This window comes from Streptomyces sp. NPDC087420 (assembly GCF_044744165.1).
Taxonomy (GTDB): domain Bacteria; phylum Actinomycetota; class Actinomycetes; order Streptomycetales; family Streptomycetaceae; genus Streptomyces.
Window position 1 is genome coordinate 73,425 of record NZ_JBIUXU010000001.1, and the last position, 13,471, is coordinate 86,895.

General features: G+C 70.4%; 11 protein-coding genes. 6 read left to right on the top strand and 5 right to left on the bottom strand.

What is annotated here, in order from left to right; genetic code table 11:
* Window positions 1-72: 72 nt before the first annotated feature.
* Both ACIO1C_RS00355 and ACIO1C_RS00360 read left to right on the top strand, forming a co-directional pair.
* Window positions 73-813 carry an alpha/beta fold hydrolase gene (locus ACIO1C_RS00355; protein ID WP_401856778.1) on the top strand — a complete coding sequence of 247 codons (741 nt, stop codon included), beginning with the start codon at window positions 73-75 and terminating at the stop codon, window positions 811-813.
* 134 nt (window positions 814-947) lie between these two features.
* Window positions 948-1,697: a GntR family transcriptional regulator gene (locus tag ACIO1C_RS00360; protein ID WP_401856780.1), complete on the top strand. Its 750-nt coding sequence runs from the start codon at window positions 948-950 to the stop codon at window positions 1,695-1,697.
* Between the two features lie 126 nt (window positions 1,698-1,823).
* On the opposite strand, the gene ACIO1C_RS00365 is transcribed toward ACIO1C_RS00360, so the two are convergent.
* On the bottom strand, window positions 1,824-2,999 hold the full coding sequence (locus ACIO1C_RS00365) for a CaiB/BaiF CoA transferase family protein (protein ID WP_401856781.1): 1,176 nt from the start codon (window positions 2,997-2,999) through the stop codon (window positions 1,824-1,826).
* Window positions 2,999-4,015, bottom strand: coding sequence for an MBL fold metallo-hydrolase (locus ACIO1C_RS00370; RefSeq protein ID WP_401856783.1), 1,017 nt, complete (start codon window positions 4,013-4,015; stop codon window positions 2,999-3,001). The genes ACIO1C_RS00365 and ACIO1C_RS00370 overlap by 1 nt, the downstream gene beginning before the upstream one ends.
* A 155-nt stretch (window positions 4,016-4,170) precedes the next feature.
* Between ACIO1C_RS00370 and ACIO1C_RS00375 the strand changes: the two genes are divergently transcribed.
* Complete coding sequence (locus ACIO1C_RS00375; RefSeq protein WP_401856785.1) at window positions 4,171-5,046, top strand: HpcH/HpaI aldolase/citrate lyase family protein; 876 nt, start codon at window positions 4,171-4,173, stop codon at window positions 5,044-5,046.
* A 9-nt stretch (window positions 5,047-5,055) separates the two neighbouring features.
* Here the strand turns inward: ACIO1C_RS00375 and ACIO1C_RS00380 are convergent, their stop codons facing one another.
* Window positions 5,056-6,492 carry an FAD-binding oxidoreductase gene (locus tag ACIO1C_RS00380; protein WP_401856786.1) on the bottom strand — a complete coding sequence of 479 codons (1,437 nt, stop codon included), beginning with the start codon at window positions 6,490-6,492 and terminating at the stop codon, window positions 5,056-5,058.
* A 306-nt stretch (window positions 6,493-6,798) separates the two neighbouring features.
* Between ACIO1C_RS00380 and ACIO1C_RS00385 the strand changes: the two genes are divergently transcribed.
* The 3 genes from ACIO1C_RS00385 to ACIO1C_RS00395 all read left to right on the top strand — a co-directional run bounded on the left by ACIO1C_RS00385 (window position 6,799) and on the right by ACIO1C_RS00395 (window position 9,679).
* A complete protein-coding gene (locus tag ACIO1C_RS00385; protein ID WP_401858053.1) occupies window positions 6,799-6,945 on the top strand; it encodes a hypothetical protein in 147 nt (48 codons plus the stop codon).
* 40 nt (window positions 6,946-6,985) lie between these two features.
* The gene (locus ACIO1C_RS00390) at window positions 6,986-7,393 is read left to right on the top strand and encodes a VOC family protein (RefSeq protein ID WP_401856788.1); all 408 of its coding nucleotides are present in this window, start codon (window positions 6,986-6,988) and stop codon (window positions 7,391-7,393) included.
* A 111-nt stretch (window positions 7,394-7,504) separates the two neighbouring features.
* A complete protein-coding gene (locus ACIO1C_RS00395; RefSeq protein ID WP_401856789.1) occupies window positions 7,505-9,679 on the top strand; it encodes a TerD family protein in 2,175 nt (724 codons plus the stop codon).
* A gap of 113 nt (window positions 9,680-9,792) precedes the next feature.
* Here the strand turns inward: ACIO1C_RS00395 and ACIO1C_RS00400 are convergent, their stop codons facing one another.
* Together ACIO1C_RS00400 and ACIO1C_RS00405 are read right to left on the bottom strand one after the other, a co-directional pair.
* Window positions 9,793-10,731 (bottom strand): NADP-dependent oxidoreductase, encoded by a 939-nt coding sequence (locus ACIO1C_RS00400; protein ID WP_401856790.1) that lies wholly within the window; start codon window positions 10,729-10,731, stop codon window positions 9,793-9,795.
* Between the two features lie 607 nt (window positions 10,732-11,338).
* Window positions 11,339-13,168 (bottom strand): right-handed parallel beta-helix repeat-containing protein, encoded by a 1,830-nt coding sequence (locus ACIO1C_RS00405; RefSeq protein ID WP_401856792.1) that lies wholly within the window; start codon window positions 13,166-13,168, stop codon window positions 11,339-11,341.
* Window positions 13,169-13,471: the final 303 nt, after the last annotated feature.

A 13,471-nucleotide genomic window follows, 5' to 3' on the forward strand; every position in this document is an offset into this window, starting at 1 on the left:
GGCTACGATGCCTGACATGCAATAGCTATACTTAAGAATCCAGAGAATGCATCATCTTGGTATGAGGTGCCTATGACTTCGAGGGAGACCCCTCTCCTTCTCCTGCACACCTGGGGCGGCGACGCCGGCACCTGGGGTCCGGCGTCGCGCCATCTCGGCGCCGGTGAGGCCCGCTTGGAGGCGGTCGACCTGCCCGGACACGGCGCCCGCGCCGCCGAGCCGTTCACCGTGGACGGGGCCGTGGCGGCGGGGTCGGCGGCGCTGGACCGGCCGGCCGGATCGGCGCACGTCGTCGGCTCGGGACTCGGGGCGCTGATCGCTCTTCTCCTCGCTCAGCTGCGTCCGGACCGCGTCCGGTCGCTGACCCTCGTCGGCTTCCCCCCTGCCGACGGCCCGGAGGCCGCACGCCGGCCGGCCGAGACCGAGGCTCTGCTGGCGCGCGACGGCAGCGAACGGTTCGCGAGGGCGTACGTGGACAGCACCGTACTGAGCGGCGATCCCGCCCACAGGGACCTGTTGTACTGCTCGATGGCGGCGACGCGCCCCGACGTCCTGCTCGACTCGCTGCGCGCGACGCTCGGTTGGGCCGGACACGTACGCCCGGGGCCGCTCGCCCTGCCGTGCCAGGTGGTACGCGGCGCGCGGGACCACCGGGTCGGGGCCTCCTCCGCCGCCGCCCTCGCCCGGCGCCTCGGCGGTTCGACGGCCGCGGTACCCGGCGCGGGCCACGTCGCGTACCTGGACGAACCGGAAGCCTTCGCCGCCACCCTCGCCGCGTTCCACCATGGCCCCGCCCTGGAGCCCGGTGGGTGAGGGCCGCCAACTGTCCGTCCCCGCAGGTCCGTTGATCCGCCGTACCGATGCGACACTCGTAGATCCCGCAGCCCTCCACCGGTCACCCTCCGGCGCTCACCACGCGCCGGGCGCCGAACGACAAGGACAACGACATGCCGCCGCAGTCCCGCCGCCTCAAGACCACCGCCACCGACGGCGGCGCGCCGAAGCCCGCGAAGCCGGCCAAGACGGTCAAGGCGCCCACCAAGCGCGACCACATCGCCACCGAGCTACGACGGATGATCAGCGAGGGCGAGCTGCCGCGCGGCAGCCGTATCCAACAGGACGTCCTCGCCTCGATGTTCGACACCAGCATCACCCCGGTCCGCGAGGCGCTCCGGCTGCTGGAGGCCGAGGGCGTGCTCGTCGGGGAACCGCACAAGGGCGTCAGGGTCGCGGACGCCGAGTACGAGCAGGTCAAGACCGTGTACCTGCTGCGCCGTCTGATCGAGCCGTACGCGATGCAGCGGGCCGCCCGGCGGCTCTCCCCGCTCGACATCGACCTCGCCGAACGGCTGGTCGCGGACATGGAGCAGGCGGCCGAGGAAGGGGACCGGGCGCGGCTGAACGCCTCCAACTACCAGTTCCACTTCCTCTTCTACGCCAAGTGCGGCAACGAGGGGCTAGCGGCGGAGATCGACCAGCTCTGGCAGAAGTTCCCCTGGGACGTGCTCCAGGTGCTGCACGACCGCGCCGACGAAACCTCCAACGAACACCGGTCCATGCTGGCGGCGGCGCGGCTCGGTGACGGGGCGGCGCTCGCGAAGGCGACGGAGTGGCACCTCTCGCGCAGCTTCCAGGCGCTGGGCAGGCACTTGACCGGCCGGGAGGTCGCGGACCCGTTCGACGTCGACAACGACTGACCGGACGCGACGTCGGCGACGACCGAACGGACGCGACGTCGGCGACGACTGACCCGGAAGCCGTCCGGCCGCCCTTCCTCGGTGAGGGGGACGACCGGACGTCTGCTGTGACGGTTGGGGGGCTCCCTATTCGGCGACCGCCGCGGGAGTCACGTCCGTCTCGGGAAGCCCGAGTTCGCGCAGTACTTCGCCGGTGTGCTCCCCCAGCGCGGGCACCCGCCGCCCGCCCGGCGGCTCCGGCACCCGGTGCAGCGGCGAGGTGACCACCCGTACCGCCCGCCCGTCCGGCAGCGTGGCCTCCGACCAGCGGCCGGTCGCCTCCGCCTGCGGATGGGCCAGGACGTCGGCGATCTGGTTCAGGCGCGCGTACGGCACGTCCGCCGCTTCCAGCCGCGCGGTGACCTCGGCCGTGGACAGGGTGATCAGCCGCGCCTGTACGGCCCGTTCGGTGCGTTCCCGGTGCCGTACCCGCGCGCTGTTCGAGCCGAAGGCCGGGTCGTCGAGCAGCTCCGTGTGGTCGAGCACCGTGCGGCAGAGCCGCTGCCACTGCCCCTCGTTCTGCACCGCGATCAGTACGTCCTGGCCGTCGGCCGTGGTGTACGGGCCGTACGGCGCGATGCTGGCGTGCCGCATCCCGGCCGGCGGCGGCGCGGATCCCGAGTGCAGCTCGGCGAGCAGGAGCGGACTCATCCACTCCAGCAGTACGTCGAAGAGCGCCACGTCGATCCGCCGGCCCACGCCGGTCCTCTCCCGCGCGTACAGGGCGGCCGTGACGGCGCTGAGCGCGTACGTCCCGCCCGCCAGGTCGGCCAGCGAGACACCGGGTTTGGCCGGGGTCTCGGGCGTGCCGGTGGCGGAGATCGTGCCGGCCTCGCCCTGCACCAGCGCGTCGTACGCCTTGCGGTCGGCGTACGGCCCGCTCGGCCCGTAACCGGACAGATAGCAGCGCACCAGGCGCGGGTTGAGCTCCGCGAGCGCCTCGTCGGTGATGATCCTGTTCAGGGCGCCGGGCGCCAGATTGCACACCAGCACGTCGGCCCCGGCGAGCAGGCGGCGCAGCGCGTCGCGCCCCGGCTCGGACTTCAGGTCGAGCACGACGCTGCGCTTGCCCCGGTTGAGCCACACGAAGTGGGTGGACTGGCCGTGGACGCTCTCGTCGTAGCCGCGGGCGAAGTCGCCGCCTCCCGGCCGCTCGATCTTGATGACCTCGGCGCCCAGGTCCGCCAGATGGCGGGAGCACAGAGGTGCGGCGACGGCCTGCTCGACCGCGATCACCCGGATGCCCCGCAGATCGCCGGTCATCAGCGGCCGAAGCGCAGCACGGTACCGACCGCGGGCTGCACGTAGTGGGCGGACATGTCGGTGGACAGCCGCGTGTGGGTGCGCAGTCCGCTGCAATGCATCGGCATCACGGTGGCGACCTCCAGCTCGGCGAAGGCGGCGGCGGTCAGGTCGACGTTCTCCGCCGGGGTGGTGGGGAAGCCGAGATGGAAGCCGCCCATCACGGCGCGGACGGGCTTGGGCCCGCACACGGCGCGCGCCTGCTCGATGGTGTTGATGACGCCCGCGTGCGCGCAGCCGGTGAGGACCACGAGGCCGGCGCCGCGGACATCGATGACCAGGCCCATCTCGTCCATCACCTCGTCGCGGCGCAGCCTGCCGTCCGGCGAGACCTGGTAGAGACCGGGGTCACCGGGGCGGAAGGCGGGCGCGGCGCCCGCCTCGAAGGCGACCTTCCGGGGGATCACCCCGGTGGTGTGCACGCCGCAGCCGAGGTCGAGGGAGTCCTGGGTCAGTACGGGCACGCCGCCCGACCTCTCGACCTCGCCGAAGCGGAACGCGGCGTTGTAGACCGAGGAGGTGCGGCCGTCGCCCATCACGGCGTAGCGCGGGAGTTCCGCGTCGGCGTGGGTGGCGACGGGGATACGGCGTCCGGCGAGGTCGAGGAAGCGGTGGATCCCGCCGAAATGGTCCGGGTGCCCGTGGCTGATGACCACGTGGTCGATGGAGGCGGGGTCGACGCCGAGCACGCCCATGTTGTGTTCGAGCACGGTGCCGGTCAGGCCGACGTCGAACAGGACGCGGGTGGTGTGGCGGCCGCGTACCGCCTCGACCAGGAAGCTGATGCCGTTCTCGGCCTGGGGCGGCAGGCGCTTGGGGTCGAAGTGCTCGATCAGTCCGTAGCGGGAGACGCAGTGGTCGTCCGCGTCACCGGTACCGCTCCCGCTCCCGCCGGTGGGGCTGGCCTGGTCGGGCAGCAGCATGTCCACCTGGTTCTCGACCAGCACGGTAATCGTCACGCTGTCGGCTTCGAACACGCCGCGGTCCTCCCGTTGTTACGAGTCCGGCTCACGAGCCCGGAGGCCACGACCACTTTCGTACGTGGGGTCCAGGCCTGAAGTATGGTGAGTCGTAAGCTACATCATCGACATAGAAAATGCATCATCTGATTCATGATGTGCAAGGAGTGCCCATGCCTGGTCAGCCACCCCGCTCCCACCTGTACGTTCCCGCCGACCGGCCTCGTTTTCTGCGGGCCGCGAACCGCTCCGGGGCCGACGCGCTCATCCTCGATCTGGAGGACGCGGTCGCGCCGTCGAAGAAGGACGAGGCACGGGCGGCCGCCGTCGCGTTCGCCGGGGAACGCGACGGAGACGAAGGTCCCGAACTATGGGTGCGCATCAACGAAGGAGCCCGCGGGCTGGCCGACGCCCGCGCGCTGCTCGCCACCGGCCGCGTCGACGGGCTGTGGGTCCCGAAGGCGGCGGCGGGGGCGGACCTGGACACACTGATCGCGCTGGTCGCGGCCGGAACCGATGTGAGATCCGGTGTTCCGGCCGTCGCCCTGGGGCTGCTCATCGAGAGCGCTGCCGGGCTGCTCTCCCTCGGCAGCGTCGCGGGCCGTCCCGGGGTACGTCACCTCCAACTCGGCGAGGTCGATCTGCGCGCGGATCTGCGCATGGCCCCGGACCCCGTCCCCGGGGACCACCTGCTCGACTGGGCCCGCGGACTCACGGTCGCCCACACGGCCGCGCACGGCCTCGCCTCCGCCGTCGCCCCCGTCTCCGTACACACCTCGGACATCGGGGGTTTCCGCGCGTCGAGCGCGCACCTGCGCGGGCTCGGGTTCCAGGGACGCGCCTGCATCCACCCCGACCAGGTCGCTGTCGCCAACGAGGTCTTCGGAGTCGACCCCGCCGAACTCGCCGACGCACACGCCCTGCTCGACCTCTTCGAGGACCGTTTGACGGAGGGCAGCGGCGCGTTCCGGGACACCCACGGCGCGATGGTCGACGCGGCGACGGTCCGCCGCGCCCGCGAACTCACGGGCCGTCCCGACACGAACTGACTCCCGGCGTCAACTCTCCGTTCCGGGCGCGGCGCCGCGTGCCGGTGTGATGTTGTGGTTCATCCGGAACATGTTCGTGGGGTCGTACGACGACTTGGCCGCGACCAGGCGCCGGTACGCGTCCGCTCCGTACACCTCGGAGAGTTCCTCCGGTGTTCTGCCCTCGTCCGCGGAGAGGAAGTTGACCATCTGGCGCTTGTCGGCCCACGGTGCCATGCCGTCGACGACCTCGGCGAGCCGGCCCCGCAGCTGGTCCGCCAGGTCCGGCGGACCCACGCCGAAGGCGAACATGACGAAGGGGAGACCACGGGTCGCCACGGCGTTGGGGACGGCGGGCTGCTGGTCGAACGCCCCTCCCAGGCCACGGATTTCCACGTTTGCCAGGGGGCAGTCCGAGTCGGGGCCGACGAGTTCGACGAGCTTGTCGGCAGCGGCCGGCGGGAACTCGCGGAGCATGGTCGTCCGGTCGAAGTACGGCATCGGCTCCGGTGGGTCCATGTGGACCGAGGCGATCGCCGAGTACGGCATGTCGGCCACGGTGTCCAGCAGCACCGGGGCCGCCGAGCGCAGGGGCGCGATCAGGCGTTCGCCGTCGGCCGCGGAGCCGAGGTAGGCGATCCGCAGGTGCAGGACGAACGCTCCGCGCAGCGGTTCGGGCAGTTCGGGAAGCGGGGGGAGCCGCTGTACGGCGAGCGAGGAACTCATCTCCTCCGGGATGTCCGCGATCCACGTCCGCCAGGCCCGCAGCACGTCGGCCATGTGCTCACCGGCGAAGTAGATGCCGCCGGCGTAGAGGCGGGCGAGGGGGAACAGATCGAACTCCAGCGCGGTGACGATGCCGAAGTTGCCCTTGCCTCCGCGCAGAGCCCAGAAGAGTTCGGGGTCGCTCGTGGGGTCGACGTGCCGCAGCTCGCCGTCGGCGGTCACGACGTCGAGGGAGCGGACGTGGTCGGCGGCGTACCCCCGGGTCCGGCCGAGGAACGGGCTCTGCCCACCCCCGAGGGTGTAGCCGGCCACCCCCACCCGGGGCATCGAACCGTTCACCGGCGCCAGCCCGGCCGTACACGCCCGGTCGATCACGCTCTGCCAGATCACTCCGGCCCCGACCCGGGCGGTCCGGGCGTCCGGGTCGATGACCACGTCGGTCATCGCCTCCATCGTGATCAGGACGGCTCCGCGGGCGGGAAGGGCGGTCTGGTGCCCGGTCGTCTTCACCGCCACCGGCCGCCCGTGCCGCGCCGCGAACCTGACGGTGGCCTGGACGTCGGCGGCGTTCGCGGCGGCGACCACCAGGGCCGGTTCCAGTACGAGATTGAGGTTGTAGAGCCCGGTCGCCACGGCGTACCCGTCGTCGCCCGGGAGGAAGACGCGGCCGGCCACGACGGAGGCGAGTGCGGTGGCCTCCCCGGACGGGACCGGACCGGTCGGTTCTGCGCGCTGCGTCATGAGGATCCCCTGGTCGAGCCCCCCTGGCCGAGCCTCCTGTGCGTCCGCCCCGGGCACGTCACTGTGCGTGGTGGGCGGTGAGCGGTGAACGTGTCATGTGCGCACTCTCTCCACTAAAGGCTACGTCTGCCGCCGTTTTACGGGCTGACCGGTCAGGGCGGCGTGTCGCGGCCCTCAGCGGTCAGGGCGCCGTGTCGCGGCCCCGGCGGGAGCGCCCGCCGGACCGTCCTTCCGCGACGCACCCGGCCTTCCGCAACGCGCGGTATCGCGTGGATCGGAAGTGGATCTCGCGCATAGGGTGTGAGTATGCCGCTGAGCCACAAAGTCCTGTTGTCGGGCCGTTCGATCGAGCTCTCCGAGCTGCGGTTGTCCTCGACCTACGGCGGGATGCTGGAGGGCGTCGCCCCTGAGCTCGACCCGGTGCCGCACCGCTCCGCCCTCACCGTCGTCTGACGACCGTCGGTACCCAACTGCGCACCTGACGAGGAGAGACATGACAAGCAGGTTCACCGAGTTGGCCGTCGACTGCCACGATCCGGAGAGGCTCGCGGTCTTCTGGTGCGAGGTCCTGGACTTCAAGGTGATCGACCGGGCCGAGGGCCTGGTCGAGATCGGCTCCTGGATGCCGACCGTCGAGGAGGTCCGGGCCCGGCAGATGGCGCCCACCGTGCAGTTCATCCAGGTGCCCGAGGACAAGGCCGTGAAGAACCGGCTTCACCTCGACGTCAGCCCGATCGACGGCAGCACGGAGGAGGAGGTGACCAGACTGCTGGGCCTCGGCGCCACCCGGGCGGATGTGGGCCAGGGCTCGGACCGCAGTTGGGTGGTCATGGCAGATCCCGAGGGCAACGAGTTCTGCGTGCTCCGCACCCTGGCGCCGCACCACGCCATTCATGACTGATGATCCTCATGACGTGGGACCGGGCGTTCGACGCTCGACCTCCTCCCGGGCCGCCCTCGGCGCCATGTAAACCCCGTGCGTCGGCTCGTACACCTCTGCGATCATCCACGAATGGCGCACAGTCTCGAATCGCTGGTCATCCGGCACACCCACCGCCTCCCCTCGCCGACGGGTTCCGCCGGGGAAGGAGCCGCCGCCGCGCGGCAGTTCGACGTGGCGTTGGCCTCCGTGGGGTTCAAACTCTCGGGGGATTTGCTGGAACGGCTGTCGGGGTTGTCGGAGGCCGTGGTCGTGCGCGCCGCCGAACGGACGCTGCGGACTGTGGGTGTGATGGTGGGTCACCATGTCCGCCACAATGCCTACTTCATCGACTTCCCGGCCAACGTGCCCGACACCGAGGACTTCTGGATGCGGTGTGTGGCGAAGGCACTCGCCGACGAGGAGTCGCGCGAGAACGTGCTGGTTCAGCTGGCACACGGGGTGGTGGACCTGCTCGGGCTGCCCACGTACGGCCGCTACCAGCACACCTACGAGGAGATGCTCGCCGCGCAGGACGAGCTGATCGCCTCGGCCGGAGACCGGGTGACCGTGCTGCACCTCGGGCGGGACCTGGACGACGAACTCACCGACCTGTACCTGGCCTTGGCGGGCAGTACGACACCGCTGGGCGAGGAGCACCTGCGCGACCTCGCGGCCCTTGCCGAGCGGTGTGCGCTCGGTCCCCAGCCGGAGTCGATCCCGGTCCGGGAGAACCGGGCGGTCGTCAACGCCGGCCGTCTCGCCGTGGGTACGGACCTCCTGCTGGACACCGTCACCGATGTGCTGCGGCTGGCCTGCGCGCTGTCGGGCGGCGATGTGACACTGGTGGAGCCCACCCGGTTCCGCGCTCTGTCGCGGCCGACTCGCCGCGCGCTGCTCGCGGGCCTCGACGCCCTGGTCGCGGCGAACCCGGCCAAGCTGGCGGACGTACACGCGCACCGTGAGCCGTTCAAGCGGCTCGGTGAGCGCCTCCACCCGCACGAGTACCCCCGCTGGCCGCACGCCGCCGCGGTGTTCGCCGTGGCGCGGGGCGAGAAGGAGGCGCGGTCCTTCGACAGCCGCGTCGAGAGCCTGCTCGACGAATTCGACGTCATCGGTGCGGTGAAGCTGCTGACCGCCGCTCCCGGCAAGCTGTTCCGTACCCTCGACCTCCTCCTGCGGATCAGCGCCGACCAGGACGAGCGGAACGCGGTGGTGGCGGCCGCGGTACGGGTCGCTCCCGAGGTGTCCTGCCGGGTCGTGCTCTCGGTCCGCGAGCACTTCCAGAACCGGGAGCGGGAGACCGGCGCACCCCGGATCTTCGTCAACCACCGGGGCCGCGGCTGGGCCGCCCCCGACGTCCGGCCGCCCGTCCCCGCCGCCGACCGCGATCGTCTGATCGCCGCCCTCGACGACGAGGTACGCCGCAGGCTCCCGGCGCCGGGCCGGCTCCTGCTCGACCCCGACGTCCTCGACGTGGCGCTCCCGCTCAGCGGCCGGGCGACCGCCGCCGGGATCGGCGTACTGCCGCGGGGGTCGGTCTCGATGGTCGACGGCGAACAGCTCCGCTTCTTCGTGTACTGGAAGGAGACCGGGGAGCGGACCGACTACGACCTTTCGGCGGTGCTGCTCAACTCCGACTACAGCACCGACTCCTGGCTCTCGTACACCTCTCTCACCGCCGTCGGCGGCGAGCACTCGGGCGACCTCACGGAGGCGCCCGACGGCGCCTCCGAGTTCATCAACCTGTCCCTGGACCGGGTGCGCGGCACCTTCATCGTCCCGCAGGTCCACATCTACGACGGCGAGAGCTTCGAGGACGTCGAGGAGTCGTTCTTCGGTTTCATGCTGCGCGACGGTGAGCGGAAGGGCCGGCCGTTCGAGCCTCGTACGGTACGGATGAAGTCGGAGCTTCGCGGGGTGGGGCGGGTGGCGTTGCCGCTGGTGTTCCGGCGCGGGGACGACGGCCGGTGGCGCGCGGTGTGGCTGCACCTGTACCTGAGGGGCATCTCGTCGGCGAACCGGGTCGAGGAACACCAGGTGTCGGTGTCCAAGGTGGTGCGCGCCGTCGTGGAGCGTGAGCACCTGACGGTGTGGTACCTGGTCGGTCTGATGTCGGACGACGTCACGGTCGTGGATCTGTGGGACGCCGACCGGCCGGTCCCGGACGAGCCCGTGACGTACATCGGGCTTGAACGTCCCGAGGGGCTGCACCCGGACTCCCGGGTCATCACCCTCGAAAACCTGCGCGACTTGATCCCGGGCTGAGTGCTAGCGTGGGCCACGGCGAGGCCATGAAAGGGCTTCCTTCTCCATTCTTTCTGCAGATACAAGCTCTTTCGCTTTCCTCGCCCTTGCTCTCGCACTCGGCCGGGAGGCGCCTACGCGGCGCCTCCCGGTACGACGCGGATGATCGTCCTACCGGGTCCGCGTCGGCCGGGTGGGCCCGGTGCGAACGCCGCGGGCGCCTCGGCCAGCGAACGTACCTCCCCGACGGCCGGCTTGAGCCGCCCGTCCCTCACCCGCCGTACGAGGGCGGTGAGCGTGGTCCGGTCCGGTTCGACGACGAAGAAGACGGCCCGCCCGTCCTCGGGCCTGACCGTGGGCGGTGCGGCGATGGTGACGAGGGTGCCGCCGGCGCGCACCAGGGCGGCCGAGCGGTCGAGGATCTCGCCACCGATGACGTCGAACACGACGTCGACCTCTCCGGTGTCCTCCAGCCGGTCCGCCCGGAGGTCCACAAAAACATCGGCGCCCAGGCCGAGAGCGGTGTCCCGGTCGGCGGACCGGCCGGTGGCGATCACCCGCGCCCCCACCTCGCGGGCGAGTTGCACCGCGACCGACCCGACGCCGCCGGCGGCGCCGTGGATCAGGACCGTCTGCCCGGCGGTGAGGCGCCCGTGGTCGAACAGACCCTGCCACGCGGTCAGCCCCGAGATCGGCAGCGCGGCGGCCACGGTGTGGTCGACGTCAGCGGGGAGCGGGGCCAGGTTGCGGGCCTCCACGGCGGTGTACTCGGCCAGTGATCCGTTACGGGTCCAGTCGGCCAGGCCGAAGACCCGCTGGCCGACCGTGAGACCCGTGGTGCCGTACCCCAGCTCGGCGACCACTCCCGACAGCTCGTGTCCGGGCACACTCGGCGTGCGGTCGCGGCCGGCGCGGTCGGTCCACGTCGCGGGCCAGGAGAGTTCCCCGCGAGTGAAACCGGCGGCGTGCACGCGCACGACGACGTCGTTCTCGGCGGCGTGGGGATAGGGCAGTTCCCCCAGGGTGAGACCACTGGCACCGGCGTCACGATCGTGGACGGTGATGGCTTGCATGAGAGTTCCTCTTGACGAGTGAAGTAGCTCCGGATCAAGCACAGTTGCCCCGCCGGCCGGTGCGCGGTGTGACGACGCGCACCGGGCCGACCTCCTCATCACCGTTCATATTCGCTCCCTCCGTCGCGCGGACCGCTCTTGGAATACGAGAACGGAACCTGTTCGGGAAGAGACACGAAACCGCGCGAGAATCATCCATTGGAGGCCAGCGTCAGATTCCCGGCCCGTAGCCCGGATCCGGGTGCTGGCGCGGGATCCACCACTCCAGGAGGCCCCACGTGCCGAGCGCGAGCGCGGGCATGGCCCTCGAATCCACCGTCGATGCTGAACGCGGCCCGCGGGGCCCATACGAACGGCGCGATCGCCGCGCCGAGGCCGGCCAGAAGGCATCCGGCGCCGCCGGTGGTGCCCGAAGGGGTGCTCGTGGTCCCGTCCAGTGGATCTTCGCCCATGCCAGTGACGGACGCCGTGGGCATGGCGCGTGGTTCCGTCCGAGGGGGCAACCCCCGCCCGGCGCACCGCCCCACGCACCGCGGTCGGGCCGGCGCCAGGGAAACCGAGGCGCAGACCCGACCGCGAGTCGGACTGATGAGCGGACCGGACAGGGTCAGCCGGTGATCTTGAACGTGGAGGGCGAGTCGTTCTGCTGGGCGACCTGGCCCGCGAAGAGGTTCTTGATCGTGTTACCCGTGAATTTCCCGGTGCCGGTCACCCCCTTCGCCACCCAGATGCCCTGCTTGGCCGGACGGTCGATGGTGTTGTTCGTCAGCGTCAGGTTGACGCGAGGTCCGGTGACGCTGAATCCCGCGGTGAGCGACCCTCGGATGATGTTGTCGGTCATGGTGACGTTCGAGTAGGCGTTCGGGAACAGCGAGGTGCTCGACGTGGACCCCACGTTCGCACCGTACCGAAGGCCGTTCCAGCCGCCGCCACCGTTGAGGACGTTCCCGGTGATCGTGGCGGACTCCAGGGGGTGCCCCGTCTCGCCGAACACGCTGACCTCCAGCGCGTTGTTCGAGGACACACTGTTCACGAGATTGTTGCGCACCTCGACGTTCTTGCCGCCGGCGACCCGGATGCCGTTGGCCCACCAGGGGGCGATCGCGGTGTTGTTGAGGATCTTCGCGCCGGTCACCTGACCGTTGGTGCCGCCGGCACCGGCGTCGGAGTACGTCGCGAAGGAGTCGTCGCCGGTGTTCCGGGCGAAGTTGTTCTTGACCGTGATGTTCTGGCCGAGCTTGTTCGCGTTCGGCGTGTTGCCGTTGTTGATGTTGAAACCGTCACCGTAGCTGTCCGCGGTCCGGCTGTTCTGCGCGACACCGTTGGTGCCCGACAGCCAGTTGGCGTCGATGTGCCGCGTCCAGATCCGGTCGACCAGCCAGCCGGTGCCCTGCGCGTTGACTCCGTAGTCCGAACCGCCGTCACCGCCGATGCCCCGCCAGACCGCGTTCGCGTCGATCTGGAGATCCGTCACCGTGGTGCCCGTACCGATCGAGATCTGCGAGCGCCACGAGCCGGCCGGAAGCGGAACCTTGCGGTAGAGGGTGGTGTACCACATGCCGGCGCCCTGCACCTTGACGCCGGTGAAGTCCAGCGGCTTGGAGGCCAGGCTGTTCGTCAGGTATTTGCCCGCCGGGATCCACACGGACTTCTTCTGCGTCCGGGCGGCGTCGACCGTGGTCTGGATGGCGACCGTCGAATCCTTGGAGAAGTTCGGGTCCGCGCCATTGCTCACGACCGAGATCGAGTTGGCCGGCTGGGCCAGGGCGGCCCCGACGTTTTCCAGATCGACGGAATCGACGTCGTAGACGGCGGCCGTGTTGCCGGAATCCTTCTGGAGTTTGATGGTGCTGCCCGCGGCGATGGGAGCGCCCGTGACCCAGACGGGGAACTCGTTGTAAAAGCGGTAGGCCACTCCGCCGGCGCGGGGGTCGTCCGGGTTCGTGGTCGCACCGCGGTAGTTCCACGCCTGACGGGAACTCAGGGTGATCGCCTGGCGGAACGTGCCGTTCACGTACAGGTTCAGCGACGCGTCGATGCCGCCGCCTCCCGCCGAGTCCGGAATCGAGGCGCGGACCACAAGAGTATTGGCGTTTTTGCCGGTGCTGTTCGGTATCGTCACCGAATCGCCGTTGGTCTTCAATTCGACCAGCGAATAGCCGGAAGCCTCGCCTTCCAAGGTGGCTTTGGTCGGTGCCGCCGCACCGGGCGCGATGGAACGGACGCGAGCGCCGCCGCCGAGTGTTCCGGTTTCGGCCTCGACCGTCACGAAGGGGGTGGTGGCGCCGGCCGCGGCGACAATCTGCGGCTCGGACAGGGCTTGAGCTGCGGCGGTCGTCCGGGTGGCGGCCGTGGCGACGGATTCGGTGCGAACGGTGCCGCTTTGTACGGACAACGCGCCCGCGGCAAGCAGCGCGAGGCCGCATATGCCAGGCACTATTTTGCGGTACATGTTTACCCTCTGGTGGGATGGGCGACTGTGGGGGGATCGCCGGACCGCGAGCGGGTGCTTCCCGAAGAGTCCTCGGGAGTCGGAGCGGTGAAGATGCGCCGCCCTCTGTGCTGGCAGTTCGACTATACGTTCGTGATTGAACTGCTGATCTTGCGGCCCGTCAACTCTCCTCGCTCCGCGAACATATCCATCACGCTGCGCGCAATACCGCGTACGAGGTGTAGCCCATTACTTGACGGTGTCGAAGTGAATATCGACCCCATTCGCACCCATTCGCAGGGACGGCCG

Coding starts and splice junctions, on each gene's coding strand:
- ACIO1C_RS00390 (WP_401856788.1), top strand. CDS start 6,986: ATGACAAGCAGGTTCACCGAGTTGGCCGTCGACTGCCACGATCCGGAG.
- ACIO1C_RS00380 (WP_401856786.1), bottom strand. CDS start 6,492: ATGACGCAGCGCGCAGAACCGACCGGTCCGGTCCCGTCCGGGGAGGCC.
- ACIO1C_RS00360 (WP_401856780.1), top strand. CDS start 948: ATGCCGCCGCAGTCCCGCCGCCTCAAGACCACCGCCACCGACGGCGGC.
- ACIO1C_RS00375 (WP_401856785.1), top strand. CDS start 4,171: ATGCCTGGTCAGCCACCCCGCTCCCACCTGTACGTTCCCGCCGACCGG.
- ACIO1C_RS00400 (WP_401856790.1), bottom strand. CDS start 10,731: ATGCAAGCCATCACCGTCCACGATCGTGACGCCGGTGCCAGTGGTCTC.
- ACIO1C_RS00385 (WP_401858053.1), top strand. CDS start 6,799: ATGCCGCTGAGCCACAAAGTCCTGTTGTCGGGCCGTTCGATCGAGCTC.
- ACIO1C_RS00395 (WP_401856789.1), top strand. CDS start 7,505: ATGGCGCACAGTCTCGAATCGCTGGTCATCCGGCACACCCACCGCCTC.
- ACIO1C_RS00365 (WP_401856781.1), bottom strand. CDS start 2,999: ATGACCGGCGATCTGCGGGGCATCCGGGTGATCGCGGTCGAGCAGGCC.
- ACIO1C_RS00355 (WP_401856778.1), top strand. CDS start 73: ATGACTTCGAGGGAGACCCCTCTCCTTCTCCTGCACACCTGGGGCGGC.